Source organism: Blastococcus sp. SYSU D01042 (assembly GCF_054050515.1).
This window is the reverse complement of sequence record NZ_JBJGZM010000010.1, coordinates 115,140-140,101: the sequence shown is the minus strand read 5'-3', so window position 1 is coordinate 140,101 and position 24,962 is coordinate 115,140. Positions and strand designations below refer to the sequence as shown.

Genomic DNA, 24,962 nt, shown 5'->3' with positions numbered 1-24,962 from the left:
CGGCGGCCGGTCAGGCGACGGACTCCCGGCGGGCCCGGGTCGCCGCGGCGAGCTCGGCCAGCATCACCTCGGTGGTGGCCGGGTCGACGCAGGCGTCGGTGACGCTGCAGCCGTAGACCAGCCGCTCCGGGTGCCGCTGGTCGAGGTCCTGCCGCCCGGCGACCAGGTTGCTCTCGACCATGACGCCGCGGATCGCGCCCTGGCCGCCGGCGACCTGCCCGGCGAGGTCCCGGACGACCTCGAGCTGGCGCCGGTGGTCCTTCTGGCTGTTGCCGTGCGAGGCGTCGACGACGACCACCTCCGGCAGGCCGCGCGCGGCGAGCTTCTGCGTCGTCGCGGCCACGTGCTCGGCGGAGTAGTTGGGCCCGGACCGGTCACCGCGCAGGATCACGTGCCCGGTGCGGTTGCCCGTCGTCGACAGCTGCGCGCTGACGCCGTGGGCGTCGACGCCGAGGAACTCGTGCGGCGCCCGGGCGGCCACGATCGCCTGGACCGCGGCGTCGATGCTGCCCTCCGGCGAGTTCTTGAAGCCGACGACCGAGGAGAAGCCGGACACCCGCTCGCGCGCGGTCTGGTCGGTGACGTTCCGGGCGCCGACGCCGTTGTAGGTGACCAGCCCGTTGACGTACTGCGGGGTCAGCGCGTTCAGCGGCTCCGCCGCGACCGGCAGGCCGAGCTCGGTGATGCGGCACATGAGCATCCGGGTGGCGACCAGGCCGACGCTGATCCGGCTCGAGCCGTCCAGGAAGGGGTCGTAGGCGAAGCCCTTCCAGTCCACCTCGGTCCGCGGCTTCTCGGTGTAGGTGCGCATGAGGATCTCGAGGTCCGCGCCGTGCCGCTCCCGCATGCCGGCGAGGAAGGCGGCGTACTCCAGCGCGGCCGCCGGGTCGTGGATCGAGCACGGGCCGGCGATCACGACCAGCCGGTCGTCGGCTCCGTCGAGCACGTCGGTGACCGCCCGGCGCGCGGCACGGGTGGTCGCCACCGACGCCTCGGAGAGCGGGACGACGGAGGCGACGGCCGCCGGGGTGACGACGACGCTGAGCCCGGTGATGCGCGCGTTCACGAGGTCGCCGAGGTCGACCGGCGGGACGTCGGCGACGCCCAGCCGCCGGGCGACCTCCGGCAGGAGCTCGGTCAGGGCGCCGTCGATCCGCGCGTTGACCCGCGTCTGGACGTCGACCAGCAGCTCGGCGATCCGGGTGGCCTGCTCCAGCATCGCGTCCGCCACGACCCCTCCAGCGCTTCGATGTGCCGCACCGCGGACTGCGGTGGACCCGCACAGCATCGTCCGTCCGACCGCCCGATCGAACACCGGATCCGATCCGGGCACGTCCCCGACCTCGCAGCGGATCCCGGGTCACGAGACCGACGAGTGCAGATAGGACGCTCGCACGCCCGCTGCTGGCTACCGATCCGTGCGACCGTCCCTGCCCATGAGCACTCCGCCCTCCGGAGCAACCCCGGCGCACGATCGCCCCGGGGACGACAGCGGCACCGGACCGACGCCGGCGGCGGGCTGGTACCCGACCCCCACCGGGGAGCAGCGGTACTGGGACGGCACCCAGTGGCTCGAACTGCCACCGCCGGGTCAGACGTGGCCCGACGCCCCGGCGCAGCCACGCGACGTCCCCGCGAAGACGCGCCACAGGCGGTTGCTCGCCGTCGTAGGCGCCCTGGTCGTGCTCCTCGGTCTCGTCGGTGGCGGGATCGCGTGGAAGGTGGCGAACGACGAGCGGGTCGCCGAGGCCGAAGCGGAGGCCGCCGCCGCGGAGGAAGCCGCCGCCGAGGAGCGCGAGCAGCGGGAACGTCGCGAGAGGGCCGAAGCCGCCGAAGAGGCGCAAGCGGAGGCGCAGGAAAGGCGCGACAACGCCGAGCGGGCACTGCGGCGAGCGTCCATCCCCGAGATCGAGGCCAGCGTCAAGGCGATGGCCGACGGGCATGTCGCGGACGGCTTGCTCGACGGACCCATCCTCGAGGTGAGCTGCTCTCCGGTGGGCGGTGGCTCCACGGACGACCTGACAGAGCAGACCACGGTGTTCGCCTGCTTCGCCGCCCACCGGGACAACGGCGACGGCACGCAGAGCGGGTACTCCTACAACGCGACGATGAACTGGAGCACCGGGCAGTACACCTACCGCCTCGGCGCCCCCTAGTCAGCAGTCGCCGAGCTCCCGGCACGCCTCGGGCTCGTCCGCCATCGTCACGGCGGTGATGGCCCGCGCGGCCTGACCGAGCGCGGCGAGCTGGGCCGGCGTCAGCACGTCGACCACGAGGCGGCGGGCCTCGCGGACGTGCCCCGGGGCCATCGCCTCGAGCTTGGTCATCCCCGCCTCGGTGAGCCGCGCCTCGACGCGGCGGCCGCGGTCGGTGCAGGTGCGCCGCTCCACCCACCCGGCCCGCTCGAGCCGGGTGATCGCGTGCGACAGGCGGGAGAGCGAGCCCTGCGCCTGCTCGGCCAGCTCGCTGAGCACCAGCGTCCGGTGCGGGGCCATCGAGAGGCGCGCCAGCACGTGGTACTCGAAGGAGTTCACGCCCGCGTCGCGCTTGAGCTGGGCGTCCAGCGCGGGCGGCAGCGTCATCACCAGGGCCATGAGCGCGGCCCAGTCCTGCTGCTGGTCGTCCGACAGCCACGGGACCCCGCGGTCGGTGCCCCCGCGGTTCGTGTCGGCGCCCACAGGACGACTGTACCCCGGCACTTGAACATTCAAGTCGCGCGTCCTACCGTGGGGTTGAACATTCAAGTCACTCGTCCGAGGAGCTCCCCCGTGACCCTTCTCCGCATCGACGCCTCCATCCAGGGCCCCCGGTCCGCCGGCAGCGCGCTCGCCGACCGCGTGCTCGACCGGTTCTCCGCCGCGCGGCCGCACGTCCCCGTGGTCCGCCGCCACCTCGGTCAGCACCCGCTGCCCGCCACCGCCTGGGCCGACGCCATCGCCGGCTCCTTCTCTCCGGAGGAGGACCGCAGCGACGCGCAGCGGGAGGCGCTCGCGCTGGCCGGTCAGCTGGCGGCCGAGCTGCAGGACGCGAGCGCCGCGGTGCTCGCGCTGCCCTTCTACAACTTCGGCGTCTCCCAGCACGTGAAGACGTGGATCGACCTGGCCATCGCCGGTGCACCCCACGGCGCGCGACTGCTCGACGGCAAGCCGGTCGTCGCCCTCGTCACCCGCGGTGGGGCGTACGGCGCCGGCACTCCGCGGGAGGGCTGGGACCACTCCACCGACTACTACCGGCGGGTCCTCGTGGACGTGTGGGGCGCCGACCTCACCCTGGTCGAGCGCGAGTTCACCCTCGTCGGCGTCAACCCGGCCCTCGACGAGTTCAGCGAGCTCGCGGAGCTGCTGCGCAAGAACGCGGAGGCGGCCGCCGAGGAGGCCGGCGAGTCGTTGTCCACGCGCATCGCGGCCTGACCCCGGAACGCCGACGACCGCCCGGTCCGGACTCCTCGCGGAGCCGGGCCGGGCGGTCGGCGTGGTGCGGGTCAGCCCCGCTGCTGCTGCGGCTCCAGCTCGCCGCGCAGCTCGCGCTTGAGGAACTTGCCGGCAGGGTTGCGCGGCAGCGCGGTGGTGCGGATGTCGATCACCGTCGGGATCTTGAACGGGGCCAGCCGCTCACCCAGGAAGCCGACCAGCTCGTCCTTGGTCAGCGAGGCGCCGTCGTTGAGCACGATGACCGTGGCGACCTCCTCGCCCAGCCGCTCGTGGGGCACGCCGAGCACGGCGGCCTCCATGACGGCGGGGTGCTCGTAGATCGCGGCCTCGACCTCGGCGCAGTACACGTTCTCACCGCCGCGCAGGACCATGTCCTTGAGCCGGTCGTCGACGTAGACCAGGCCCTCGTCGTCGAGGTGCCCGATGTCGCCGGTGCGCAGCCAGCCGTCGACGATCGTCTCGGCGGTGGCGTCCGGCCGGTTCCAGTAGCCGCGGATGAGGTTGACGCCGCGGAACCAGATCTCCCCGCGCTCGCCGACGGGCAGCACCTCGAAGGTGGAGGGGTCCCGGATCTCCGCCTGCATGGGCAGCGGCACGCGGCCGGCCGCCATCGGCTTGTCCAGCGCGTCCTGCCCGGCGAGGCTCGGGCCGAGCGCGTTGGTCTCGGTCATGCCGTAGGAGAAGCCCGGGCTCGCGGCCTTGAACGAGTTGTCGATGTTGGCGATCAGCGCCGGCGGCGTGGGGGCGCCACCGCCGCCCACCGACAGCAGGCTGGACGTGTCGTACTCGGCGAAGCGCGGGTGCTGCAGCATGTCGATGCTCTGCGTCGGCACCCCGACGAAAGCCGCGAGCTTCTCGCTCTCGATCAGCTTGAGGGCCTCCTCCGGGTCCCACTTGTACATGATCGCGAGCTTCCGGCCCGCGACCAGCGAACCCAGCATCACCGCGACGCAGCCGGTGACGTGGAACAGCGGGACGGCGAGGATCGCGCCACCGGGCGGGGCGTCGGGGTCCTCCGGGGGCGTCACCAGCGCGGCGACCATGCCGCGGGCCAGGAAGCCCATGACCGTGTTCACCAGCGCGCGCTGCGTCGAGACGGCGCCCTTGGGGCGGCCGGTCGTGCCCGAGGTGTAGAGGATGGTCGCGTCGTCCTCCGGCCCGACGGCGACCTCGGGCAGCGCGGCACCCGGGACGACGACGTCCTCCCAGCGGTCCGCGCCCTCGACCGGGGCCGAGGCCCGGACGACGACGGTCCGGGCGCCCAGCCGACGGGCGGAGGCGGCGGCCAGCTTCGCCCGCTGCTCGTCGGCGACGATCACGGTGGCGCCGGAGTCCTCGAGCGCGAAGTCCAGCTCGTCCTCGGTCCACCACGCGTTCATCGAGACGCTGATCGCGCCGATCGAGAGGATCGCGATGAAGGCCTCCACCCACTCGGGGAAGTTGCGCATCGCGATGGCGACGCGGTCGCCCTTCTGCACGCCGTAGCGCTCGACCAGGGCAGCGGCGAACGCGTCGGCCTCGGCGAAGGTCTCGGTGAAGCTGCGGCGCTCGTCCCCGAAGACCAGGTACGGCGCATCGCCGTGGGCGCGGCAGAGGGCGAAGATCTCCCGCATGCTCGGCGGAGCGTTCTTGAAGATCTCGTAGGTCACGCCATCAGGCCGCGTCCACGGCGCGAGCTCGAACATCTGCCCGGGGCTGGTGACCTGAGCCACGGCCTCCTGATGGGTCAACGACACGGGACGACGCCTCCTAGACGGGGTTGCACGACGGGCCGCCGGGCAGTGACCCCGGCAACACATCGGACACTTTCACGCTCGAAGCAATTTCGGCAACAGGCTCCCCGCGGTCCCCTGCCGGGGCCCCGACGGCGCCGAGCACCGCCGGGGCTGCCGGACACGTCAGCGGTTCTTCCACTGCGGCGCGCGCTTCTCCGCGAAGGCCGTCGCACCCTCCCGGGCGTCCTCGCTGGCGAACACCGGGGCGATGACGGTGGACTGCTCCTGCCAGCCCTGCGCGAACGTCCAGTCGGGGGCCGAGCGGACGAGGTGCTTGGTGGCGGCCACGGCGAGCGGGCCGTTGGCGGCGATGACCTCGGCCAGCGCGAGGGCCCCCGCCAGAGCCTCCCCCGGCGCGGTCACCCGGTTGACCAGGCCGACCTCGGCGGCGCGCGGAGCGCCGATCGGGTCACCGGTCAGCAGCATCTCCAGCGCGATGGTCTGCGGGATGCGCCGGGGCAGGGCCAGCGCGGCCCCGCCGGCGGCGACCAGGGAGCGCTTCACCTCGGGGACGCCGAAGCGCGCGTCCTCCGCTGCGACGACGAGGTCGCAGGCGAGCAGCAGCTCGAAGCCGCCGGCCAGCGCCCACCCCTCGACGGCGCCGATGAGCGGCTTGCGCGGCGGGGTCTCCGCGATGCCGCACAGCCCGCGCCCCTGGATGCTCGGGGTCTCCCCCCGCATGAACGCCTTCAGGTCCATCCCGGAGGAGAACGTCCCCCCGGCGCCGGTCAGCACGCCGACCCGGAGGTCGTCGGACGCGTCCAGCTCGTCGACCGCCGCGGCGATCCCCTCGGCGACGGCCCGGTTCAGCGCGTTGCGCGCCTCGGGGCGGTTGATGGTGATGACCAGGACGCCGTCCCGGCGGTCCAGGAGCACCTCGTCGGACACTGCTCTCTCCCTCGATCGGTGACGCGTTGGGTCGGGTCGTGCGGTCGGACCGGCGCCGGCCGGGGGCGCGGGTGCTGCGCCCCCGGCCCGGCGATCACTTGGGCTGCAGACGGGCCCCACCGTCGAGGCGGATGAGCTCGGCGTTCATGTAGCTGTTCGCGAGCACCTCGACGGCGAGGGTGGCGAACTCCTCGGAGTAGCCCAGGCGCTTGGGGAAGAGCACGTCGCGCTTGAGCTTGTCCTTGAACGCCTCGGAGGCCTCGCCCGAGCCGTAGATCGGGGTGTCGATCAGGCCGGGGGCGATGGTGTTGACGCGCACGCCGATGGCGGACAGGTCGCGGGCGATCGGCAGCGTCATCGAGACCACGGCACCCTTGGACGCCGAGTAGGCGGCCTGCCCGATCTGGCCGTCCAGCGCGGCGACGGAGGCGGTGTTGAGGATCGAGCCGCGCTCGCCGTCCTCCAGCGGCTCTTCCTGCGCCATGGCCGTGCCGACGATGCGGATGCAGTCGAAGGTGCCGATGGTGTTGATCTCGAGGACCCGGCGGAAGGTGTTCAGGTCGAACGCGGTCTCGTAGCCGCCGCGGCCGACGGTCCGGCTGGCCGAGCCGATGCCGGCGCAGTTCACCAGGACGCGCAACGGGCCGAGGGTCTTGGCCAGCTCGGTCGCCGCGATGATGTCGTCGGTCCTGGTGACGTCGACGTGGGCGAAGGCGCCGTCGATCTCGGTGGCGAGCGCGTTGCCCTTGTCGTCCGCGATGTCGGCGACGACGACCTTGGCGCCGCGGGCCGCGAGGGCGCGCGCGGTGGCCGCCCCCAGACCGGAGGCACCTCCGGTGACGATGGCGGAAACGTTCTCGAGCTGCACGGGTGACTCCCCTGGTTCGGACGGCGACGATGGCGGGGACGGCGGTGCGGACCGGCGCAGGCCGGTCTGCCGGTGTCCCGCTCCTGGGAAGCTAGCCAGGGAGCATCGTTTTCTGCAACGGGTTGTCGCAGAAACCTGTCGGTCGTGTCGGGTGCCGTGCGACGCTGCCCGGGTGGACCAGCCGAGCACCCGCGGACGGCCCCGGGGCCTCAGCGACCGGGTGCGCCAGGAGGTGCACGCCGCCGTCCGCCGGCTGCTGGTCGCCAAGGGGTATGCCGCACTGCGGCTCGAGGACGTCGCGGCCGCCGCCGGCGTGCACCGGTCCACCCTCTACCGCCAGTGGGCGACCAAGGCCGAGCTGGTCCGCGACGTGCTGGTCACCGGCGAGCTGGAGCACTACCCCCGGCCGGACGAGGGCGACCTGGCCGCCGACGTGGTGGCCCTGGTGGGCGGCCTGGTCCGGCTGTTCGGCAGCCCGACCACGGTGGCGTTCGTCCGGACCCGCGCGACGGCCGACGACCCCGAGCTGCGCGGCAGCCTGCACGAGCTCGCCTCGCAGGACACGGCGTTCGTGCGGCAGCCCTTCGAGCGGGCGATCGCCCGCGGCGAGCTGCCCCCGGACACCGACGTCGCCATGCTGGTCGAGCTGCTCGTGTCCCCGCTGCTCGCCCGGGTCGCGGTCACCGGGCTCCCGGTCGACGACGACTTCGGCCGCCGGCTGGCGGCGACCTTCCTCGCCCTCACCGCGCCGGACGTCGTCGCCGCCGGCGACTGACTCAGCCGCGCTGCCGCCGGTAGAGGCACTGCCCGCCGCCGGAGGCGTGCAGCTGCCCGCCGGGTGACCACACGTTCGCCCGCCAGCCGAACATGCCCCGGGTGGAGATCGGCGCCGCGCCGTCGCAGAGCAGCCAGGGCTCGTCGACCGCCGGGCGGTGGAAGGCGACGTTGAGGTCGAGGGTGGGCGCGGTGAACGGCGGCCGGCTCCACGCGTGCTGCCGGTGCGCCGCGGGCCAGCTCGGCAGGTCGACGAGGACCACCGAGCGGGCCGCGTCGGCCCACGGATCGGCGAAGGTCGGCGTGCCGCGGAAGCGCAGCCACTCCTGCCAGACGGCGGGGCGCGGGCCCTCCGGCGGCCAGGGCTCCTCGAGGGCGATCGGCCGGCGGTCGAGGTTGTCCCAGAACGGGATGCGCGCGGGCCCGGGGAACTCGACCAGCGGCAGCTCGTCCGGCCCGGGGACGGCCGGGGGCACCGTCTCGTCGTGCTCGAGCCCCTCGTTCTCGGCCACCGCCCACACGAGCGCGCTCAGGATCGGGTTGCCGTCCTGGGTGATCGAGACGGTCGACGAGCTCGCGGTGCGTCCCGAGCGCGGCGTGCGGACCTCGATGTCGAGCGGCTCGGGCCGGGCGACGCCGAGGTAGTGGCAGGAGAAGGCGCCGGGCCGGCGGTCGGGTGCGGTGGCGCCCACCGCGCGCAGGGCGAAGGAGGCGATGTAGCCGCCCATCGGCCCCCAGATGTCCCACGCGGCCGACGGCGTCGCCCGGAACCGGCCCTCGGCGACCTGCTCGACCAGCGTGTCCGTGCCCAGATCTCCCATGGCGGCACCCTCGCACCCCCATCCCCTCGCGCGACGCACCACCCCGGCGCACCACGTGTCCCCGGGACAACATCTGACGAAGCGGACCGTTCCGTCTCGTCTGCTGTACCCCTCGTGCAGGACCGCCCCGCCACTTACGGTCGGTAGCAGCACAGGCGCACACCGTCGCCACTGACGAGCTACCCGCGACCCGCGGACCACCCGAGGAGAACGACGTGTCCCTTCCCCAGCGCTCCGCCGCTCCCGCTCTCCCCCGCCCGGCCGCCTACGGCGCGCGTCCGGTGCACCGTGCCGCCGTCCCCACCGCCCGCCCGGCCGTGCAGCAGCCGATGGCGCGCCCCGGCGCCCCGATGGCCGCCGCGCCGGTGCCGCAGCGGCCGGCCCCCCGACCGGCGGTCGCGTTCCTGACCGTCACCGAGGTCGCGGCGATCATGCGGGTCTCGAAGATGACCGTCTACCGCCTGGTCCACGGCGGCGAGCTGGCTGCCGTGCGCGTCGGCCGGTCCTTCCGGGTGCCCGAGGGTGCCGTGCGCGAGTACCTCTCCGGCGCGCGCACCGACGTCGCCTGACGGCGGGGCGCCGGGTGATCCGGCGGCCGGCCGGGTAGCCCCCTCCGCCATGAGCGGCAAGACGGCGGAGGACTACGCGGACGACTACACCGATCCGGAGCTGCGCGCGCGGCTCAAGGAGGAGATCAAGGCCGGCGACCGCGGTGGCCGGCCGGGCCAGTGGAGCGCGCGCAAGAGCCAGCTGCTGGTCAGCGAGTACGAGGCCGCCGGCGGGGGCTACCGGCACGAGGGCGAGCGCACCGACGCGCAGCGCCACCTGCAGCAGTGGACCGACCAGGACTGGCACACCGCCGACGGCGCGGGCACCGCGCGGGTCGACGACGACAGCACCCGCCGCTACCTGCCCGACGCCGCCTGGCAGCTGCTGAGCGCCGAGGAGCAGCGCGCCACCGACCGGGAGAAGCGGTCGGGGTCCGAGCAGCACGTGCCCGACACCGACGCGGCACGCGAGGCCCGGGCGGCCGCGGAGCTGCTGGACCTGACCGCTCCCGAGGCGCGCCGCCGGGTCGCGGGCATGCACGGCGCGAGCCAGCTGGACCGTGCCGAACGGGCCGAGCGCGACCTCGGGAAGGCGCGGAAGACGGTGCTGGCCGCGATCGAGGAGCAGCGCGCCGCGGAGGGCTGACCGCCTTCCGTGTCAGCCGGGGACGGTGAGCTCGACCCCGGCCCGGACCAGCCCGGGATCGGGGACGACGTCGCGGTTCGCGGCGTGCAGCTCCCGCCAGTCCACGCCGAAGCGGGCGGCGATCGAGCTCAGCGAGTCACCGGGCCGCACCACGTAGGTGGTCGACCCGCCCCCCGCCGACGGCGCGGTCGGGACCTCGTCGCCGTCGTCGGAGCTGCCCGCCGCACTGGGAACGGTCAGCCGCTGACCCGCCTTCACCAGCCCGGGGTCGGCGCCGATGACGTCGCGGTTGGCGGCGTGCAGGTCCTGCCAGTCCACGCCGAGACGGGCGGCGATCGAGCTCAGGGAGTCCCCCGCCCGGACGACGTAGGTGCCGCCGGAGCTGGCGCCTCCGGACGGCGCGCTCGGCTCCCCGCCGCCGGTCGCCTGCCGGGCGGCCTGCCCGGCCGGGTCGGTGAAGACGAACCCGCGCGCCACGTAGTCGGAGATGATCCGGTCCAGCGCGGCCACGGTGTTCTGCCGGTAGCCGCCACCGTCGTGCATCAGCACGATCGGGTGCGCGCCCGCCGGGGCGGTGGCCGCGGCGACGATCTGCTGCTGGAACGACGGGCTCCAGCCGCCCGGCGTCGTCCAGTCCCGGGTGTCCAGCGACCAGCCGACCACGCTCATGCCGCGCTCGACCGCCTGGCTCGCGATCGCGCCGCCGTGGACGCCGTAGGGGCCGCGGAAGAAGCAGGGCACGACCCCCGTCGCGTCGACGACCGCCTGCGACGTCCGATCCATCTCGGCCGCCCGGCCGGCCGGCGACAGCCCGCTGAGGTCGGGGTGCGACCAGGAGTGGTTGCCGATGGTGTGACCTTCGGCGACGATCCGCCGGACCAGGTCCGGGTGACGGGCGGCGTTGCCGCCGGTCACGAAGAAGGTGGCCGTGACCCCCCGGGACCGCAGCACGTCCAGGACGGCCGGCGTGCTGTCCGGGCGCGGCCCGTCGTCGAAGGTCAGCGCGACGGTGCGCTCCCCGGTCGGCGGCGAGGTGGTCAGGACCGAGCCGAGCGGGGCGGGGCAGCCGGCGGCCTGCGCGACCGGGCTCAGCAGCAGCTGCCCCGCGCAGGTGGCTGCCACCGCGACCGCGAGCACCGCCCAGGGGCGTCGTCGTCGTGCCCCGACCGGCTGCGCCCAGACGTGACTCACGGTCGCTCCCCCGTTCCCCCCGGTGGCTCTGCAGGGGAGCGTGACAGCACGGAACCGTCCGCGCACCCCGTCGGCGCGCGCCGGTTCCGCAACGCGCCGGGCACGTGCGGCTGCCTACGCTGGCGCCGTGTTCTTCCTCTTCGGATTCGGGACGAAGCAGCGGGACCTGGGGCCCGGCGAGGTCCGCACCTGCCCCCGGTGCGGGGACACCACGCGGTGGCAGCGGGTGCGCCGGTTCCGGCAGCTCTCGGTGTTCTTCGTCCCGGTGGCGCGGTGGGGACGCCGCCGGCTGGAGATCTGCGGCATCTGCGGCACCGCCGTCGCGGTCTGACCGGCCGTCACCGGCCGGCGGGCTCCCCCTCGGCCGGGCGGCCCGGAGCGGCGACCGGGAGCGCGTCGACCGCGACCGCCTCCTCCTCGGCCGGCCGCTCCCCCAGCCGGACGAGGACGATGCCGGCGAGGACGACGACGCCACCGACCAGCTGCACCGCCCCCGGCTGCTGACCCAGCGCCAGCCACGCGAACACCACCGCGAACAGCACCTCGGTGAGCCCGACGAACGAGCTGAGCCGCGAGCCCAGCAGGCGGACGGCCGCGATGCCGGTGGCGTAGGCGAAGGCCGCTGCCAGCAGGGACATGCCCAGGACCGGCACGAGCCAGCCGGTCGACCGCCCGGCGAACTCGACGCCGGACGTCGCAGTCCGCCACGGGACGGCGCCCACGAGCGCGGCCGCGCCGAGCAGGAGCGCGCCGACCACCAGACCCGCCCAGGCGCTGACCAGGGGCGGCAGCGCGCCCTCGGTCTTGGCGGAGAGGATGAAGTAGGCGGCCAGGCCGAGCGCGGCGAGCAGGCCCCAGGCGATGCCGACCGGGTCGAGCTGCGCCCCGCTGACCACGTCGAGCACCAGCACGAGGCCGAGCAGTGCCACGACGACGCCGGTGGCGGTCAGCGCGGTGGGCCGCTGCCCGAGGCGCGCCCACGTCCACAGCACGACGAGCAGGACGGCGGAGTACTCCAGCAGCAGTGCCACCCCGACCGAGAGCCGGGCGACCGCGGAGAAGTAGGCCAGCTGCGGCAGGGCGACGGCGAGCGCGCCGAAGGCCAGGACGGCGCCCGCGTTCGCGCGCAGCAGCGGCCACCGCCCGCGCAGCTGCAGGACCGCGGGCACGGTCAGCGCGATCGCGGCCAGCCCCATGCGCACCGTGACCGCGGCCCCGGCGCTCCAGCCGGTGTCCAGCAGGCCGGCGGCGAAGACCCCGGCGGTGCCGAAGGCGGCCGCCGAGAGCGCCGCCAGCAGCAGTCCGAGCAGCCCGGTCCGGCGGTCGAGCACGGCGCCTCCCCCACGTGCGAGGAGTCGACGGACGTGCGCTCCTGCCGGACCGGACGCTAGTCGCCGGGGCCCGGCGCCTGCGTCAGTCCCGCAGGAACGCCAGCAGGTCGGCGTTGATCGTCTTCGCCTGGGTGGTCGGCATGCCGTGCGGGAAGCCGGCGTAGGTCTTCAGCGTCGCGTTCGGCAGCAGCTCGGCCGAGAGCGGTGCGGAGTCGGCGTAGGGCACGACCTGGTCGTCGTCGCCGTGCATGACCAGCACCGGCACGGTGATCTTCTTCAGGTCGTCGGTGAAGTCCGTCTGGGAGAACGCGACGACCCCGTCGTGGTGAGCCTTCGCGCCGCCCATCATCCCCTGGCGCCACCAGTTCTGGATGATCGCCTCGACCGGTTCCACCCCGGGCCGGTTGAACCCGTAGAAGGCGGTCGCGGCGAGCTCGCGGTAGAACGCCGACCGGTTGGTGGCCACCTGCTCCTGGATGCCGTCGAAGACGCTCTTGGGCAGCCCGCCGGGATTGGCGTCGGTCTGCACCATGAGCGGCGGCACCGCGCTGATCAGGGCCGCCTTCGCGACGCGGTCCTGGCCGTGCCGGGCGATGTAGTGCGCGACCTCGCCGCCACCGGTCGAGTGCCCGACGTGGACGGCGTCGCGGAGGTCCAGGTGCGCGGTCAGCGCGGCGAGGTCGTCGGCGTAGTGGTCCATGTCGTGGCCCCCGCCGACCTGCGCCGACCTGCCGTGGCCGCGCCGGTCGTGCGCGATGACCCGGTAGCCCTGCGCCAGGAAGAACATCATCTGGCTGTCCCAGTCGTCGGCCGACAGCGGCCAGCCGTGGCTGAAGACGATGGGCTGTCCGGTGCCCCAGTCCTTGTAGAAGATCTCGGTTCCGTCGGCGGTCGTGATCGCGGGCATGGGTGAGCCTCCTGCTCCCGGTGGGCGGTGCGCCGGCCGCGGCCGAGCGGGCCGCGGCTGGCCCGACGCTAGGGCCGGCAGGTGACTGCGAGGTGTGCTCTGGATGACGTCCTCCGGTCCCTGCGTGCAGCTCCGGCGGCACTCCCGGAGCCCTGGAAGATCCAGGTGCTCCTGCTCGCTCATCTCGACGAGGTCGTCCGAGCCGAGGGAGAGCTGCCATGACCCGTGTCCTGCTGACCGGTGTCCGCGGGAAGACCGGCGCGCCGCTGGCCGAGCTGCTGGCCGCCCGGCCCGGCGTGGAGGTGCTCGGCGGGACCAGCACCCCCGCGTCGGTGGCCATCGACGGCGTGCGGCCGGTCGAGTTCTCCTGGGACCGGCCGGCGGGCTGGGCGGCGGCCACCGATGGCGTGGACGCCGTGTACCTCGTCCGGCCCGACCGCGCGGACGCGCCGGAGCTGTTGGGCGGGCTGCTCGACGCGGTGCCTCCCGGCGCGCACGTCGTCCTGCTCTCCGAGCGCAACGCCGAGGACGTCGGTCCCGACAGCTACTCGATGCGGGCCGAGCGCGTCGTGCGGGACAGCGGCCGGAGCTGGACGGTGCTGCGGCCGAACTGGTTCATGCAGGTGTTCACCGACCGGCGCTTCTACCTCGACGCGATCACCCGGGACGGCGTGCTGGCCTTCGGCGCAGCCGGCGCGACCGTGGCCTGGATCGACGCCCGGGACATCGCGGCGGTCGCCGAACGGGCACTGCTCGACCCCGAGCAGACCGGGCAGGTGCACGAGCTGACCGGCCCGGAGTCGCTCTCCCTGCCACGGACGGCGGAACTGCTCACCGAGGGCGTCGGGCGTCCCGTCGTCCACCGGGAGCTGTCGGTCGACGACGCCGTCGCCGGGATGGAGGGCTTCGAGCGGGAGCTCACCGCGCTGACGTTCGAGCGGGTGCGGGGCGGGAGCTTCGCCGTCGTCACCGACACCGTCGAGCGCGTGACCGGTCGGCCGGCACGGTCGCTGCAGACCTTCCTCGTGGACGCAGCGCCGCTCCTGCGGCAGGCAGGCTGAGGTCGGGACGGGGAAGGACCTGGGCCCGTCACGGCGTTGTCCCCGTGCGTCCACCGCAGAGAAGAGGCGAACGATGACCACCGAGACCGCGATCCTGGCCGGCGGCTGCTTCTGGGGAGCCCAGGAGCTGCTGCGCAAGCGCCCCGGGGTGATCAGCACCCGGGTCGGCTACTCGGGGGGCGACACCCCGAACGCGACGTACCGGAACCACGGTGACCACGCGGAGGCGGTCGAGATCGTCTTCGACCCCGACGTCATCAGCTTCCGGGAGCTGCTCGAGTTCTTCTTCCAGATCCACGACCCGTCGACGAAGAACCGGCAGGGCAACGACATCGGCCGCAGCTACCGCTCGGCGATCTTCTACACCAGCGACGAGCAGAAGCGCGTCGCCGAGGACACCATCGCGGACGTCGACGCCTCCGGCATCTGGCCGGGGAAGGTCGTCACGGAGGTGACGGCGGCCGGCCCGTTCTGGCAGGCCGAGGAGGAGCACCAGGACTACCTGCAGAAGATCCCGTTCGGGTACACGTGCCACTACGTGCGGCCCGACTGGGTGCTCCCGCGCCGCCAGGAGCAGACCGCCTGAGCAGCTGACGCCCGCGACGCCGGGCGCTGCCGCGGAGGGTGGGCGACCGACGGGTCGCCCACCCTCCGCCGCATCCGGGGCGCCCGGCGCGACGGTGCCTATGACCCCGACTACCGGGTACCTGCGAGCAGGCCCGCGGGCGTCAGTAGGGTCCGGAGGGAACGGACCGTTCCTTCACGCTCACGGGGAGACACCTGCACATGAAGCTCAGCCATCGACTGCCCCTGGCCCTCGCCGGCACCACCGTGCTGGTCCTGAGCGGCCTCGGCACCACCGCAGCCGCCGCCGCCACCTCTTTCGAGGAGTGCGTGGAGGAGATCAGCGAGGAGCTGTCGGACGAGGAGTTCGAGGCAGCGCTCATCGCCTGCGACGAGGAGTTCCCCGAGATCCCGGTCGACGAGGAGCCGGTGCCCGAGGAGCCTGAGCAGCCCGCACCGCCGGTCGCCGAGCAGCCGGCGCCCCCCGCGGCCGAGCCCACGGACGGATCCGGCGACGACCGCGAGTTCCTCTGCTCGGAGCCGGGGCGCGGGGGTCTGACGGTCGAGGACTGCTTCGGTCCCGGCTCGGACAAGAACGGCAACGGCGTCGCCGACGTCAACGAGCAGCCGCCCGCGACGCGGCCGGCCCCGAAGCCGGCAGCACCCCGGGCGTCCGCCGGGAACTCGCAGTTCGAGGCGATCCCGGACACCAGCCGGGGCATCGACACCGGCTCGCTGTGACCCGTCGCACGGCCGCCGGAGCCGCACTCTGCGTGGTCATCCTCGCAGGGTGCGGCTCCTCGCCGGCGGAGTCGCAGGACGGCGACACGCCGCAGGGAGCGGGCCGGACGACCACGTCCGCCCCGGCACCGTCCACGACGGCTCCTGCTCCGGCCGCCGGGCCCACGTCCTTGGTCATCCCGGCCATCGGGGTGAACGCTGCGCCGCTGGTCGGCCTGGGCCTCACCGGGACCCGCGAGCACGAGGTCCCACCGGTCGAGCAGCCCGAGATCGCCGGGTGGTACGAGCCCGGCCCCGAGCCCGGTCAGACCGGGCCCTCGATCATCCTCGGCCACGTCAACGGCGCGGGCCGGCCCGGCGTCTTCGCGCAGCTCCACACCCTGGAGCCCGGGGACGAGGTCCGGGTGGACCAGCACGTCTTCGAGGTCACCGAGGTCCAGCGCGCGGACAAGGTCGCCTTCCCGGCCGACCGGGTCTACGCCGAGACCGCGGAGCCCGAACTGCGCCTGATCACCTGCGGCGGCGCCTTCGACTCCGCCTCGGGCGACTACCTCGACAACATCATCGTCTACGCGGAGCTGGCGAGCCGGAGCTAGAGCTCGAGCCGTCCCTTCCGGATCGACACGCCCCCGCCGCCCGGGTGCAGCGCGCGGTCATGGGAGCAGCAGGTGGCTCACGGCTGGGGTCGCGTCATGCGAGCTGTGCAGATCACCGAGTTCGGCGGACCAGAGGTCCTGACCGTCGTCGACGTCCCCGAGCCGGAGGCGGGTGCGGGTGCGGGCCAGACCCTGCACGACGTCTCGGCCGCCGGGATCAACTACGCCGACACCCACCACCGGATGTCCGGCAACTGACCTGACGGCTCGCGGGCGGGCGTCTCGGGGAGCCGCGCCTGCGGCGAGTCCGTGTCGTGAAGGTCCGCGCAGCTGGTCCACCCGGAGAAGCCGAGCGGTCTCGGGCAGGGTCGCACGCACAACGCCAGATCCCGCGGGACGAGCCGCGACGAGGTGCGGGGCAGGGCAAGCTGACCCCGTGCAGCACATCGGGATCGACCTCGCCTGGGGGCCCAGGCAACCCACCGGCCTCGCCGTGCTGGACGACGCCGGCCGGCTGGTGCACGTCAGCGCGGTGCGCACCGACGAGGAGATCGAGACCGCGCTGGCCCCGTTCACCGAAGGCCCGTGCATCGTGGCGATCGACGCCCCGCTGGTGGTCACCAACGCCACCGGGAACCGGGCCGCCGAGCGGGCGCTCAACGCCGACTTCGCGAGGTTCCAGGCCGGCGCGCACCCGACGAACACCGGCAAGCCCGAGTTCACCGACGGCGACACCCGCGGCGGGCGGATCGGCCGGCGCTTGAAACTGGACCTCGACCCCCGCTCGGGTCGCGACCGCCGGGCGATCGAGGTCTACCCGCACGCGGCCACGGTGGCGCTGTTCCGGCTCGGCCGCACGCTGAAGTACAAGAACAAGCCGGGCAGGACGCTCGAGCAGATGCGCGCGGAACTGCTCCTGCTCATCGACCTGCTGGACGCGGTGCCCGAGCTCGACCTCGGTGCACCGTTCGCCGCGCTGCGCCAGCAGGTGCAGGACGCCATCCGCAAGAGCGAGTTGCGGGTGGCGGAGGACCAGGTCGACGCCGTGGTGTGCGCCTACGTGGGGTGGATCGCCGTCCGGCGCCCGGACGAGGTGACCACCTACGGCGACGCGGCCGGCGGCGCCATCGTGACCCCCACGCTGCCCCCGGACCTGGAGCCCGGCCCCCGCGTCGCCGCACCCCCGCCCGACCCGGTGCAGCAGGCCATCCAGGCGTACGCCGACAGCCGGCCCGAGACCCTGGTCGCCGGAGAGAAGGCGCTCGCGCTCGTCACCGGGCTGCTCGACGACGCCGGGATCAACTACCTGTCGGTGACAGGGCGGACCAAGACCATCGCCTCGTTCGCGGAGAAGGCGGCCCGCACGGTCGACGGCGTGCCCGCCTACCCGGACCCGGCGCGGGACATCACCGACCAGATCGGCGTGCGGGTGATCACCTACGTGCAGAGCGACGTGGAGGCGGTCGCCGAACTTCTGGCCGAGCAGGTGCGCGTGATCGACGACCGCGACATGGGGCGGCAGACCGCGCAGCAGGGCCGGTTCGGGTACTCCAGCCGACACCTGCTGATCGGCGTGGACCCGGGCCGGGCGGCCGAGCTGCCGGAGTTGGTCGGGCGCGTGGTGCAGGTGCAGGTGCGCACGGTGCTGCAGCACGCGTGGGCGGAGTTCGAGCACGACATCCGATACAAGGGCACGGTGCCGGACGAGCACGCCTCCGAGTTCGACCGCCGGTTCACCCTGGCCGCCGGGTTGCTGGAGCTGGCCGACCAGCAGTTCACCGCGATCCGCGAGCGCCTCCGGGCACCGGCTCCCGGCGACGAGGCCGACGACATCGACCCCGACGACCCTCGGATCGCGCCCCGGGAACTGGCTGCGTTCCTGGCCGGGCAGTACGCCGACGCCGGATGGTCGCGCCCGGACCACTACACCTGGATCTCCGGCCTGCTGCTCGAACTGGGCGTGACCAGCCTGGTGGAGCTGGGCGAGGTGCTGCGTGGCGTCGACGACAGGGGCATCACCGCCCGGATGGACTACCGCTATCCCCCGGGTGCCGTGCGACGGCTGGACGACACGCTGCTGGCCGGCTTCGGGCAGCGGTACGTGGACCTGCACGGCAACGCCGACCGGCGGCCCGCGCTGACCACCCGGCTGCAGCGGCTCACCGGCAGCTGACCACCGCGCCGCGGCCGAGCACGCCGACGGGAGCGGCCGGAACGTCGTCCGGGGGTGAGCAGGTCATAGCCTCACCCCCATGCGCGCAGTCCAGATCACCGAGTTCGGTGGCCCCGAGGTCCTGACCGTCGTCGACGTCCCCGAGCCGGAGGCGGGTGCGGGCCAGACCCTCCACGACGTCTCGGCCGCCGGTATCAACTACGCCGACACCCACCAGATCGAGAACTCCTACCTGGCCGCCCAGCAGCTGCCGCTCATCCCGGGGGCCGAGTTCGTCGGCACGCCGGTGGGGGGCGGGCAGCGGGTCGTCGGCCTGCTCGACGGCGGCGGCTACGCCGAGCGGGTGGCCGCGAACGACCGGCTCAGCTGGGCCGTGCCGGACGGCGTGACCGACGAGCAGGCGCTCTCCCTCGTCCTGCAGGGTTCGACCGCGTGGCACCTGCTGCGCACCAGCGCGCACCTGGCCGAGGGCGAGTCCGTCGTCGTCATCGCCGGCGCCGGGGGCGTCGGCTCGCTGGCCGTGCAACTCGCCCGCCGCTGGGGTGCCGGCCGGGTCATCGCCACCGCGTCCAGCGCGGAGAAGCGCGCGCTCACCGAGGAGCTCGGCGCGCACGCCACGGTCGACCCCGCGCTCGCCGACGACGACCCGAAGCAGTTCGCCGCCGCCCTCCGCGAGGCCAACGGGGGCAGGCCGGTCGACATCGTGCTGGAGATGACCGGCGGCAACGTCTTCTCCGGCTCGCTCTCGGCGCTGGCCCCCTTCGGCCGGCTGGTCACCTACGGGATGGCCGCCCGCCAGGAGACGCCGTCGGTGCCCCCGGGTGCGCTCATGCAGAGGAGCCGCGCCGTCATCGGGTTCTGGCTGGCCCACTGCATGGCCCGACCCGACATGCTCGACGCCGCCATGACCGACCTGCTGGCCATGACCGCTGACGGCTCGCTCCGGCCGATCGCCGGCGGCCGGTACCCGCTGTCCAACGTGCGCGACGCCCACCAGGACCTGCTCGCCCGCCGCACCACCGGCAAGCTCGTCCTCGACCCCACCCGCTGAGGCGCTGTTCTCGCGGGAACGTCCTCCGGGGCGTTCCCGCGGGCGGTCAGCCCTCGGCCCGGGCGACGTCCGCCAGGGCGACCGCGTCCTGCACTCCGTCGAGCTCCTTGAGCAGCACCTGCCCCTGACGCAGATTCGCGGTCAGCATCCGCCGGGCCACCGCCAGCAGCTCCGCCGTCTGCGGGTCGCACAGCGAGCAGATGACGTTGTTCCGCACCCGCCGGCTCCCCACGATGCCTGCCCGGCGCAGCACGCTGACCTGCTGCGACAGGTGCGAGAGCTCCAGACCGGTCTCCTCGGCCAGCTCGCCGATGGTCCGTTCCTGCTCGGCGAGCAGCTCCAGGACGCGGATCCGCGCCGGGTGTGCCAGCGCCTTGAACAACTCCGCCTCGGCCTCGGCCAGCGGACGACCGGGAGTGAACGGCATGCGCCGAGCATACGGACGCAGCGGACGACTCGTGTGCTTGATAAGTTCATCAAGTACCCCGGACGGGGGTCGTCCCCGAGGAGTGCGATGTCCCGCTGGTGGCGGACCGATGGTGCGGCCGACGGCGCGGACGACGCCGACGCCCAGACCTTGGAGACCATGCCGATCGGTCTGCTCGAGCTCGACACGGATTGGACCGTCCGCTACGTCAACTCCGCGGGCGAGGAGATGGTCGGGTACGGCCGCGCCGAACTGCTCGGCCGCTCCTACTGGGACGCCTTCCCGGCCAGCGCGGGCAACGAGTTCGGCCGCGTGTACCGCGAGGCCGTCGCCACCCGGCAGGCGCAGACCTTCGAGGCCTTCTACCCCGAGCCGCTCAACCGGTGGTACGAGGTGCACGCCGTGCCCACCCTGCAGGGTCTCTGGGTGTACTTCACCGAGGTGACCGCCCGCCGCCAGGCCGTGGAGCGGCTGGCGCTGCTGGCCCGCATCAGCGACGACCTCGTCGGCACGCTCAACGCGCCGGCGGCCGTCGGGCGGATCCCGCAGATGGTGGTCCCGGCGCTGGCCAGCTGGGCGACGGTCTCCCTCCTCGCCGAGGACGGGAGCCTGCGCGACGCCGGCGTCTGGCACGTCGACGCCGCCAAGGTTCCCCTGGTGCGTCGCTACGCCGCCGCGGCGCGGGAGTCCTCGCCCGCCACCGCTCCGGTCCTGCGCGCCGTGACCACCGGCGCCCCGGTCACCGTCGCCGCCGCGCAGCTGACCGGCCTGGCGCTGGGAGAGGTCGCGACCGGCGAGGCCCTGCGGCTGCTGCGGCTGCTCGAGCCCGGCACCATGACCGTGCTGCCCATCCGCGGGTCGGACCGGGCGCTGGGCGTCCTGACCCTCGTGCACGACCGGCACCGTGCGGTCGACCCCGCCGACCTGGCCACCGCCACCGAGGTCACCCAGCGAGCGGGTCTGGCCCTGGACAACGCTCGGCTGTACGAGCAGCAGCGGCGGCTCGCCGAGGAGCTGCAGCGCAGCATGCTCACCGCACCCCCCGAGCCCGACCACGCCCAGATCGTGGTCCGCTACCTGCCCGCGAGCGAGGCCGCCCGGGTCGGCGGCGACTGGTACGACGCCTTCGTCCAGCCCGACGGGGCGACCACCCTGGTCATCGGGGACGTCGTCGGGCACGACACCTCCGCCGCCGCGTCCATGGGCCAGCTGCGCAGCATGCTGCGCGGCATCGCCGTCACCGGCGACGTCGGTCCGGCCGGCCTGCTCGCCCAGCTGGACGCGGCGATGACGCAGCTGCAGGTGCACACCTACGCCACCGCGGCCCTCGCCCGCTTCGAGCAGACCCCGGCGGAGGTCGAGCGCGGCGTGACCAGGATGCGGTGGGCCAACGCCGGCCACCCGCCGCCGCTGGTCATCCACCCGGACGGCACCATCGCCGAGCTGGCGAGCTGGCGCGGGGACCTCATGCTGGGCGTCGACTCCACGGCACGGCGCAGCGAGTCGGTGGTCAGCCTGGACCGCGAGACGACGGTCCTGCTCTACACCGACGGGCTGATCGAGCGCCGCGACTCGGTCCTCGACGACGGGATGGACCGGCTCCGCGCCGCGGCGGCCGAGCTCGCCGGACTCCCGCTGGACGACCTGTGCGACCGGCTCATCGAGCAGCTGGTCGACTCACGCCCGGAGGACGACGTCGCGCTGGTCGCCATCCGCCTGCACCGCCAGGACCGGCCGCGGCCCGACGAGGCCGGGCCCGCGAGCGTTCCCCCGACCGCCCCGCCGGACCCTGCGGGCTAGATCAGCCGGTTGGTCCACAGCAGGCTGAGGACCGAGCCGACGAGCAGCACCACGACGCCGCCGCGCACGAACCGCGAGCTGATGTCCTTGGGCTCGGTCGTGTACCCGATCTGGCTGCCCAGGTCCGCGTACACCTCCTCGAGCTCCTCGGCGCTGGCCGCCTCGCTGTAGCTGCCGCCGGTCTCGTCGGCGATCCGCTCCAGGGTCGCCCGGTCCACCGGCACCGGGACCGTGTCGCCGTCCAGGTCGAGCGTGCCGTAGTCGGTGCCGAACGCGATCGTCGAGATCGGGATGGACACGTCCTGCGCCGCGGCGATCGCCTGGCCCTCGTCCCGGCCCACCGTCGGATAGCCGTCGGACAGGAGCACCACCCGCGCCGGGGGCGCCTCCTCGCCTGCGTCCTCCAGGGTCGCCTGGAAGTTCTGGATGGCGGTGAGCGAGGTGAAGATCGCCTCGCCGATCGCCGTCGACTCGGCCAGGTCGAGGTTGTCGATCGCGCCGCGGACCTGCTCGCGGTCGGTGGTCGGCGGCACCAGCGTGGTCGCCGTCCCGGCGAAGGTCACCAGCCCCAGGTTGATCCGCTCGGGCAGGACGTCGACGAACTCCTTCGCCGCCTTCTGCATCGCCTGGAAGCGGTTGGGCTCGACGTCGCGGGCCTCCATCGACAGCGAGACGTCCACGGCCATGATCACCGTCGCGCGCTCGCGCGGGACGCGGACCTCGGTGCTCGGCATGGCCAGCGACACCACGAGCGCGGCCAGCCCCAGCGTGACGATCCCGAACGCGACGTGCCGGCGCCAGCCAGGCCGCTTGGGGACCAGCGACCCGAGCAGCGCGACGTTGGTGAACCGCGCCGCGTAGGCCTTCCGGCGCAGCTGCACCACGACGTAGAACGCGACCAGCGCGGCCACCACGAGCAGGCCGAGCAGCCACAGGGGTGCCTGGAAGGTCATCGGGACGCTCCTCCGCTCCCGGCCCGGCGGCGCTCGCCGACGAACCGCACGACGTCCATCAGCCAGTCCCGGTCGGTGCGCAGCTGGAGGTGACCGGCCCCGGCCCGGCGCAGGCCGGCGGCGATCCGGGCCCGCTCCTCGGCCGCGCCCCGGGCGAAGCGCGCGCGGAACTCGGCGTTGCCGGTCGGCACCTCCAGCGTCTGCCCGCTCTCCGGGTCGACGACGGTCAGCAGGCCCACGTCGGGCAGCTCGAGCTCCCGCGGGTCCACCACCTCGATCGCCAGCAGCTCGTGCCGGGTGCCCAGGCCGCGCAGCGGCCGCTCCCAGTCGCTGTCGCCGAGGAAGTCCGAGATCACCACGACCAGCCCGCGGCGGCGCTCGGGCCGGCGGAGCGTCTCCAGCGCCGCGGCCAGGTCACCGCGGCGCCCGCCGGCGGCCCGCGGGGTGGCGACGACGGAGCGCAGCAGCCGCTCGGCGGCCAGCCGGCCCGGCAGGGCGGGGTGGCGGAGCACCTGCTCCCCCGTCGTCACGACCGCGCCCAGCCGGTTGCCGCCGTGCACGGTCAGGTGCCCGACCGCGGCCAGACCAGCGATCGCGAGGTCCCGCTTCTGGCAGTTGGCGGTGCCGAAGTCGAGGCTGGCCGAGAGGTCGACCACCGCCCAGGTCTCGAGCTCGCGGTCGGCGATGGTCTCCCGCACGTGCGGCACCTGGGTGCGCGCGGTGACCGGCCAGTCCATCCGCCGGACGTCGTCGCCCGGGTGGTAGGTGCGCGAGTCACCGGCCTCGGAGCCCGAGCCGGGCACCAGCCCCAGGTGGTCGCCCTGCAGCAACCCGTCCAGCCGGCGGCGCACGGTCAGCTCCAGCCGGCGGAGCAGCACGTCGGCGGGGCCGTCGGTGAACCGGGGCGGCGCACCGCCGTCGGCGCCGGGGCTCTGCCCGGCGTCGTGCAGCAGGAGGCCGGGGTGCGCGGGGCCCACCGGGGTCGGGTCCGCGCCGCGGCGGCGCCGGATCACGCCGGGTGGGGTCCGTGCCCGTTGGACGCCGGGCCGCCCGGGACGTGCGGACCCTGGCTCGACGCGCCGTAGGCGGTCGCGCCCTGGCCCTGCGGCACGCCCTGACCCTGAACGCCCTGGCCGGGCTGCATCGGCGGCCCCTGCGGCGGGCCGAACTGCGGCACCTGCGGCCCACCGCCCGCGCCGGGACCGAAGCCGCCGGCGTTCTGCCGCGGGGCCACCTGCGGCAGCGGCACGGTCTGCACGATCCGCTTGACGATGTGGTCGGCCGGCACGCCGTCGGCCAGCGCGTCGTAGGAGAGCACCAGCCGGTGCCGGAGCACGTCGGCGGTGATGTCCAGGACGTCCTGCGGCAGCACGTAGTCCCGGCCGCGCACCAGCGCCAGCGCGCGGCTGGCGGCGATCAGCCCCAGCGAGGCCCGCGGGCTCGCGCCGTAGGACACCCACGTGGCGACGTCCTCCATGCCGTGCTCGCGGGGCGTGCGGGTGGCGACCACCAGGCGGACGACGTAGTCGACCAGCGCGTGGTGCACGAAGACCTGCGAGGCGGTCCGCTGCAGCCGGCGGAGCTCGTCGGGCCCGAGCACCGTCTCGGCCACGGGCGGCTCGGAGCCCATCCGGTAGATGATCTCCCGCTCCTCCTCGGAGCTCGGGTAGTCCACGAGCACCTTCATGAGGAACCGGTCCCGCTGGGCCTCCGGCAGCGGGTACACGCCCTCGGACTCGATCGGGTTCTGGGTGGCGAGCACGAGGAACGGGTCGGGCAGCGGGTGGGTCACGCCGCCGATGGAGACCTGCCGCTCGGCCATGACCTCCAGCAGGGCCGACTGCACCTTGGCCGGGGCCCGGTTGATCTCGTCGGTGAGCACGAAGTTGGCGAACACCGGGCCGAGCTCGGTGTCGAAAGCGTCCTGGCCGGCCTTGTAGATGCGGGTGCCGATGATGTCGGCCGGCACCAGGTCGGGCGTGAACTGCAGGCGGGCGAACTTCCCGCCGACGGCGGTGGCGAGGGTTTCGACGGCGAGGGTCTTCGCGACGCCCGGCACGCCCTCGAGCAGCACGTGGCCGCGGGCCAGCAGGGCGACGAGCATCCGCTCGACGAGCCGGTCCTGGCCGACGATGACCCGCTTGATCTCGAACAGCACCCGCTCCAGCCGGGCGGCGTCGACCGACGGCGGGACCGGGGCGCCGGCGGGCGCGGTCGGGTTCTCGGTCGGCGTGCTGGCAGCGCTCGTCACGGGGCTCCCTGGTCGTGCCGGGCCGCGGCCCCGGACAGGGAGCCGTCGGCGGGGCGGCGCAGCCGTCCCGGACGCCAGTGTCCTACACCTTCCTGGACGTCACCTGGAAGCCGTGACCGGCCCCGGGGCCGCTCCGGGACGGACGAGGGAACGGCGCGCGATGCC

At 74.2% G+C, this 24,962-nt stretch carries 27 protein-coding genes; 14 read left to right on the top strand and 13 right to left on the bottom strand.

What is annotated here, in order from left to right:
- Positions 1-10: 10 nt before the first annotated feature.
- Positions 11-1,231: a 3-deoxy-7-phosphoheptulonate synthase gene (locus ACI79H_RS17320; RefSeq protein ID WP_456555655.1), complete on the bottom strand. Its 1,221-nt coding sequence runs from the start codon at positions 1,229-1,231 to the stop codon at positions 11-13.
- A 205-nt stretch (positions 1,232-1,436) separates the two neighbouring features.
- Between ACI79H_RS17320 and ACI79H_RS17315 the strand changes: the two genes are divergently transcribed.
- Positions 1,437-2,156 (top strand): hypothetical protein, encoded by a 720-nt coding sequence (locus ACI79H_RS17315; RefSeq protein ID WP_456555654.1) that lies wholly within the window; start codon positions 1,437-1,439, stop codon positions 2,154-2,156.
- Here the strand turns inward: ACI79H_RS17315 and ACI79H_RS17310 are convergent, their stop codons facing one another.
- A complete protein-coding gene (locus ACI79H_RS17310; RefSeq protein WP_456555653.1) occupies positions 2,157-2,678 on the bottom strand; it encodes a MarR family winged helix-turn-helix transcriptional regulator in 522 nt (173 codons plus the stop codon).
- Positions 2,679-2,768: 90 nt separating this feature from the next.
- Here ACI79H_RS17310 and ACI79H_RS17305 point away from each other — a divergent pair, with 90 nt between their 5' ends.
- Positions 2,769-3,410 carry an FMN-dependent NADH-azoreductase gene (locus ACI79H_RS17305; RefSeq protein WP_456555652.1) on the top strand — a complete coding sequence of 214 codons (642 nt, stop codon included), beginning with the start codon at positions 2,769-2,771 and terminating at the stop codon, positions 3,408-3,410.
- 71 nt (positions 3,411-3,481) lie between these two features.
- Here the strand turns inward: ACI79H_RS17305 and ACI79H_RS17300 are convergent, their stop codons facing one another.
- The 3 genes from ACI79H_RS17300 to ACI79H_RS17290 form a co-directional block, all read right to left on the bottom strand.
- Positions 3,482-5,143 carry a class I adenylate-forming enzyme family protein gene (locus ACI79H_RS17300; protein WP_456555651.1) on the bottom strand — a complete coding sequence of 554 codons (1,662 nt, stop codon included), beginning with the start codon at positions 5,141-5,143 and terminating at the stop codon, positions 3,482-3,484.
- 186 nt (positions 5,144-5,329) lie between these two features.
- Positions 5,330-6,094: a crotonase/enoyl-CoA hydratase family protein gene (locus ACI79H_RS17295; protein ID WP_456555650.1), complete on the bottom strand. Its 765-nt coding sequence runs from the start codon at positions 6,092-6,094 to the stop codon at positions 5,330-5,332.
- A gap of 94 nt (positions 6,095-6,188) precedes the next feature.
- On the bottom strand, positions 6,189-6,962 hold the full coding sequence (locus ACI79H_RS17290; RefSeq protein WP_456555649.1) for an SDR family NAD(P)-dependent oxidoreductase: 774 nt from the start codon (positions 6,960-6,962) through the stop codon (positions 6,189-6,191).
- A gap of 172 nt (positions 6,963-7,134) precedes the next feature.
- Here ACI79H_RS17290 and ACI79H_RS17285 point away from each other — a divergent pair, with 172 nt between their 5' ends.
- On the top strand, positions 7,135-7,737 hold the full coding sequence (locus ACI79H_RS17285; RefSeq protein WP_456555648.1) for a TetR/AcrR family transcriptional regulator: 603 nt from the start codon (positions 7,135-7,137) through the stop codon (positions 7,735-7,737).
- Between the two features lies 1 nt (position 7,738).
- Here the strand turns inward: ACI79H_RS17285 and ACI79H_RS17280 are convergent, their stop codons facing one another.
- The gene (locus ACI79H_RS17280; protein ID WP_456555647.1) at positions 7,739-8,557 is read right to left on the bottom strand and encodes an acyl-CoA thioesterase; all 819 of its coding nucleotides are present in this window, start codon (positions 8,555-8,557) and stop codon (positions 7,739-7,741) included.
- A 215-nt stretch (positions 8,558-8,772) separates the two neighbouring features.
- On the opposite strand from ACI79H_RS17280, the gene ACI79H_RS17275 reads away from it, so the two are divergent.
- On the top strand, positions 8,773-9,126 hold the full coding sequence (locus tag ACI79H_RS17275; protein WP_456555646.1) for a helix-turn-helix domain-containing protein: 354 nt from the start codon (positions 8,773-8,775) through the stop codon (positions 9,124-9,126).
- 49 nt (positions 9,127-9,175) lie between these two features.
- A complete protein-coding gene (locus ACI79H_RS17270) occupies positions 9,176-9,751 on the top strand; it encodes a hypothetical protein (protein ID WP_456555645.1) in 576 nt (191 codons plus the stop codon).
- Between the two features lie 12 nt (positions 9,752-9,763).
- Here the strand turns inward: ACI79H_RS17270 and ACI79H_RS17265 are convergent, their stop codons facing one another.
- Positions 9,764-10,942 (bottom strand): polysaccharide deacetylase family protein, encoded by a 1,179-nt coding sequence (locus tag ACI79H_RS17265; RefSeq protein ID WP_456555644.1) that lies wholly within the window; start codon positions 10,940-10,942, stop codon positions 9,764-9,766.
- A gap of 127 nt (positions 10,943-11,069) precedes the next feature.
- Between ACI79H_RS17265 and ACI79H_RS17260 the strand changes: the two genes are divergently transcribed.
- A complete protein-coding gene (locus ACI79H_RS17260; protein ID WP_456555643.1) occupies positions 11,070-11,273 on the top strand; it encodes a zinc-ribbon domain-containing protein in 204 nt (67 codons plus the stop codon).
- 7 nt (positions 11,274-11,280) lie between these two features.
- Here the strand turns inward: ACI79H_RS17260 and ACI79H_RS17255 are convergent, their stop codons facing one another.
- Together ACI79H_RS17255 and ACI79H_RS17250 are read right to left on the bottom strand one after the other, a co-directional pair.
- Positions 11,281-12,273 carry an EamA family transporter gene (locus tag ACI79H_RS17255; RefSeq protein ID WP_456555642.1) on the bottom strand — a complete coding sequence of 331 codons (993 nt, stop codon included), beginning with the start codon at positions 12,271-12,273 and terminating at the stop codon, positions 11,281-11,283.
- Between the two features lie 82 nt (positions 12,274-12,355).
- The gene (locus ACI79H_RS17250; RefSeq protein ID WP_456555641.1) at positions 12,356-13,180 is read right to left on the bottom strand and encodes an alpha/beta fold hydrolase; all 825 of its coding nucleotides are present in this window, start codon (positions 13,178-13,180) and stop codon (positions 12,356-12,358) included.
- 218 nt (positions 13,181-13,398) lie between these two features.
- Between ACI79H_RS17250 and ACI79H_RS17245 the strand changes: the two genes are divergently transcribed.
- The 7 genes from ACI79H_RS17245 to ACI79H_RS17215 all read left to right on the top strand — a co-directional run bounded on the left by ACI79H_RS17245 (position 13,399) and on the right by ACI79H_RS17215 (position 19,366).
- On the top strand, positions 13,399-14,241 hold the full coding sequence (locus ACI79H_RS17245) for a nucleoside-diphosphate sugar epimerase (RefSeq protein ID WP_456555640.1): 843 nt from the start codon (positions 13,399-13,401) through the stop codon (positions 14,239-14,241).
- A 73-nt stretch (positions 14,242-14,314) separates the two neighbouring features.
- Positions 14,315-14,827 (top strand): peptide-methionine (S)-S-oxide reductase MsrA, encoded by a 513-nt coding sequence (gene msrA, locus ACI79H_RS17240; protein ID WP_456555639.1) that lies wholly within the window; start codon positions 14,315-14,317, stop codon positions 14,825-14,827.
- Between the two features lie 200 nt (positions 14,828-15,027).
- Entirely contained in the window at positions 15,028-15,546 is a 519-nt protein-coding gene (locus ACI79H_RS17235; RefSeq protein WP_456555638.1) for a hypothetical protein, read from the top strand.
- 32 nt (positions 15,547-15,578) lie between these two features.
- Complete coding sequence (locus ACI79H_RS17230) at positions 15,579-16,142, top strand: class F sortase (RefSeq protein WP_456555637.1); 564 nt, start codon at positions 15,579-15,581, stop codon at positions 16,140-16,142.
- 96 nt (positions 16,143-16,238) lie between these two features.
- Positions 16,239-16,400 (top strand): Zn-dependent oxidoreductase, encoded by a 162-nt coding sequence (locus tag ACI79H_RS17225; protein ID WP_456555636.1) that lies wholly within the window; start codon positions 16,239-16,241, stop codon positions 16,398-16,400.
- A 178-nt stretch (positions 16,401-16,578) separates the two neighbouring features.
- On the top strand, positions 16,579-18,315 hold the full coding sequence (locus tag ACI79H_RS17220; RefSeq protein ID WP_456555635.1) for a DUF429 domain-containing protein: 1,737 nt from the start codon (positions 16,579-16,581) through the stop codon (positions 18,313-18,315).
- Positions 18,316-18,394: 79 nt separating this feature from the next.
- Positions 18,395-19,366 (top strand): quinone oxidoreductase family protein, encoded by a 972-nt coding sequence (locus tag ACI79H_RS17215; protein ID WP_456555634.1) that lies wholly within the window; start codon positions 18,395-18,397, stop codon positions 19,364-19,366.
- Positions 19,367-19,412: 46 nt separating this feature from the next.
- Here the strand turns inward: ACI79H_RS17215 and ACI79H_RS17210 are convergent, their stop codons facing one another.
- Positions 19,413-19,793 (bottom strand): ArsR/SmtB family transcription factor, encoded by a 381-nt coding sequence (locus ACI79H_RS17210; protein ID WP_456555633.1) that lies wholly within the window; start codon positions 19,791-19,793, stop codon positions 19,413-19,415.
- 87 nt (positions 19,794-19,880) lie between these two features.
- Between ACI79H_RS17210 and ACI79H_RS17205 the strand changes: the two genes are divergently transcribed.
- Positions 19,881-21,593 (top strand): SpoIIE family protein phosphatase, encoded by a 1,713-nt coding sequence (locus tag ACI79H_RS17205; RefSeq protein ID WP_456555632.1) that lies wholly within the window; start codon positions 19,881-19,883, stop codon positions 21,591-21,593.
- Here the strand turns inward: ACI79H_RS17205 and ACI79H_RS17200 are convergent.
- The 3 genes from ACI79H_RS17200 to ACI79H_RS17190 are packed head-to-tail and all read right to left on the bottom strand — an operon-like array spanning position 21,590 to position 24,797.
- The gene (locus ACI79H_RS17200) at positions 21,590-22,546 is read right to left on the bottom strand and encodes a VWA domain-containing protein (RefSeq protein ID WP_456555631.1); all 957 of its coding nucleotides are present in this window, start codon (positions 22,544-22,546) and stop codon (positions 21,590-21,592) included. The genes ACI79H_RS17205 and ACI79H_RS17200 overlap by 4 nt on opposite strands.
- Positions 22,543-23,559, bottom strand: coding sequence for a DUF58 domain-containing protein (locus ACI79H_RS17195; RefSeq protein WP_456555630.1), 1,017 nt, complete (start codon positions 23,557-23,559; stop codon positions 22,543-22,545). Before ACI79H_RS17195 ends, ACI79H_RS17200 begins: the two co-directional genes overlap by 4 nt.
- A complete protein-coding gene (locus tag ACI79H_RS17190; RefSeq protein WP_456555629.1) occupies positions 23,556-24,797 on the bottom strand; it encodes an AAA family ATPase in 1,242 nt (413 codons plus the stop codon). The genes ACI79H_RS17195 and ACI79H_RS17190 overlap by 4 nt, the downstream gene beginning before the upstream one ends.
- Between the last annotated feature and the right edge of the window lie 165 nt (positions 24,798-24,962).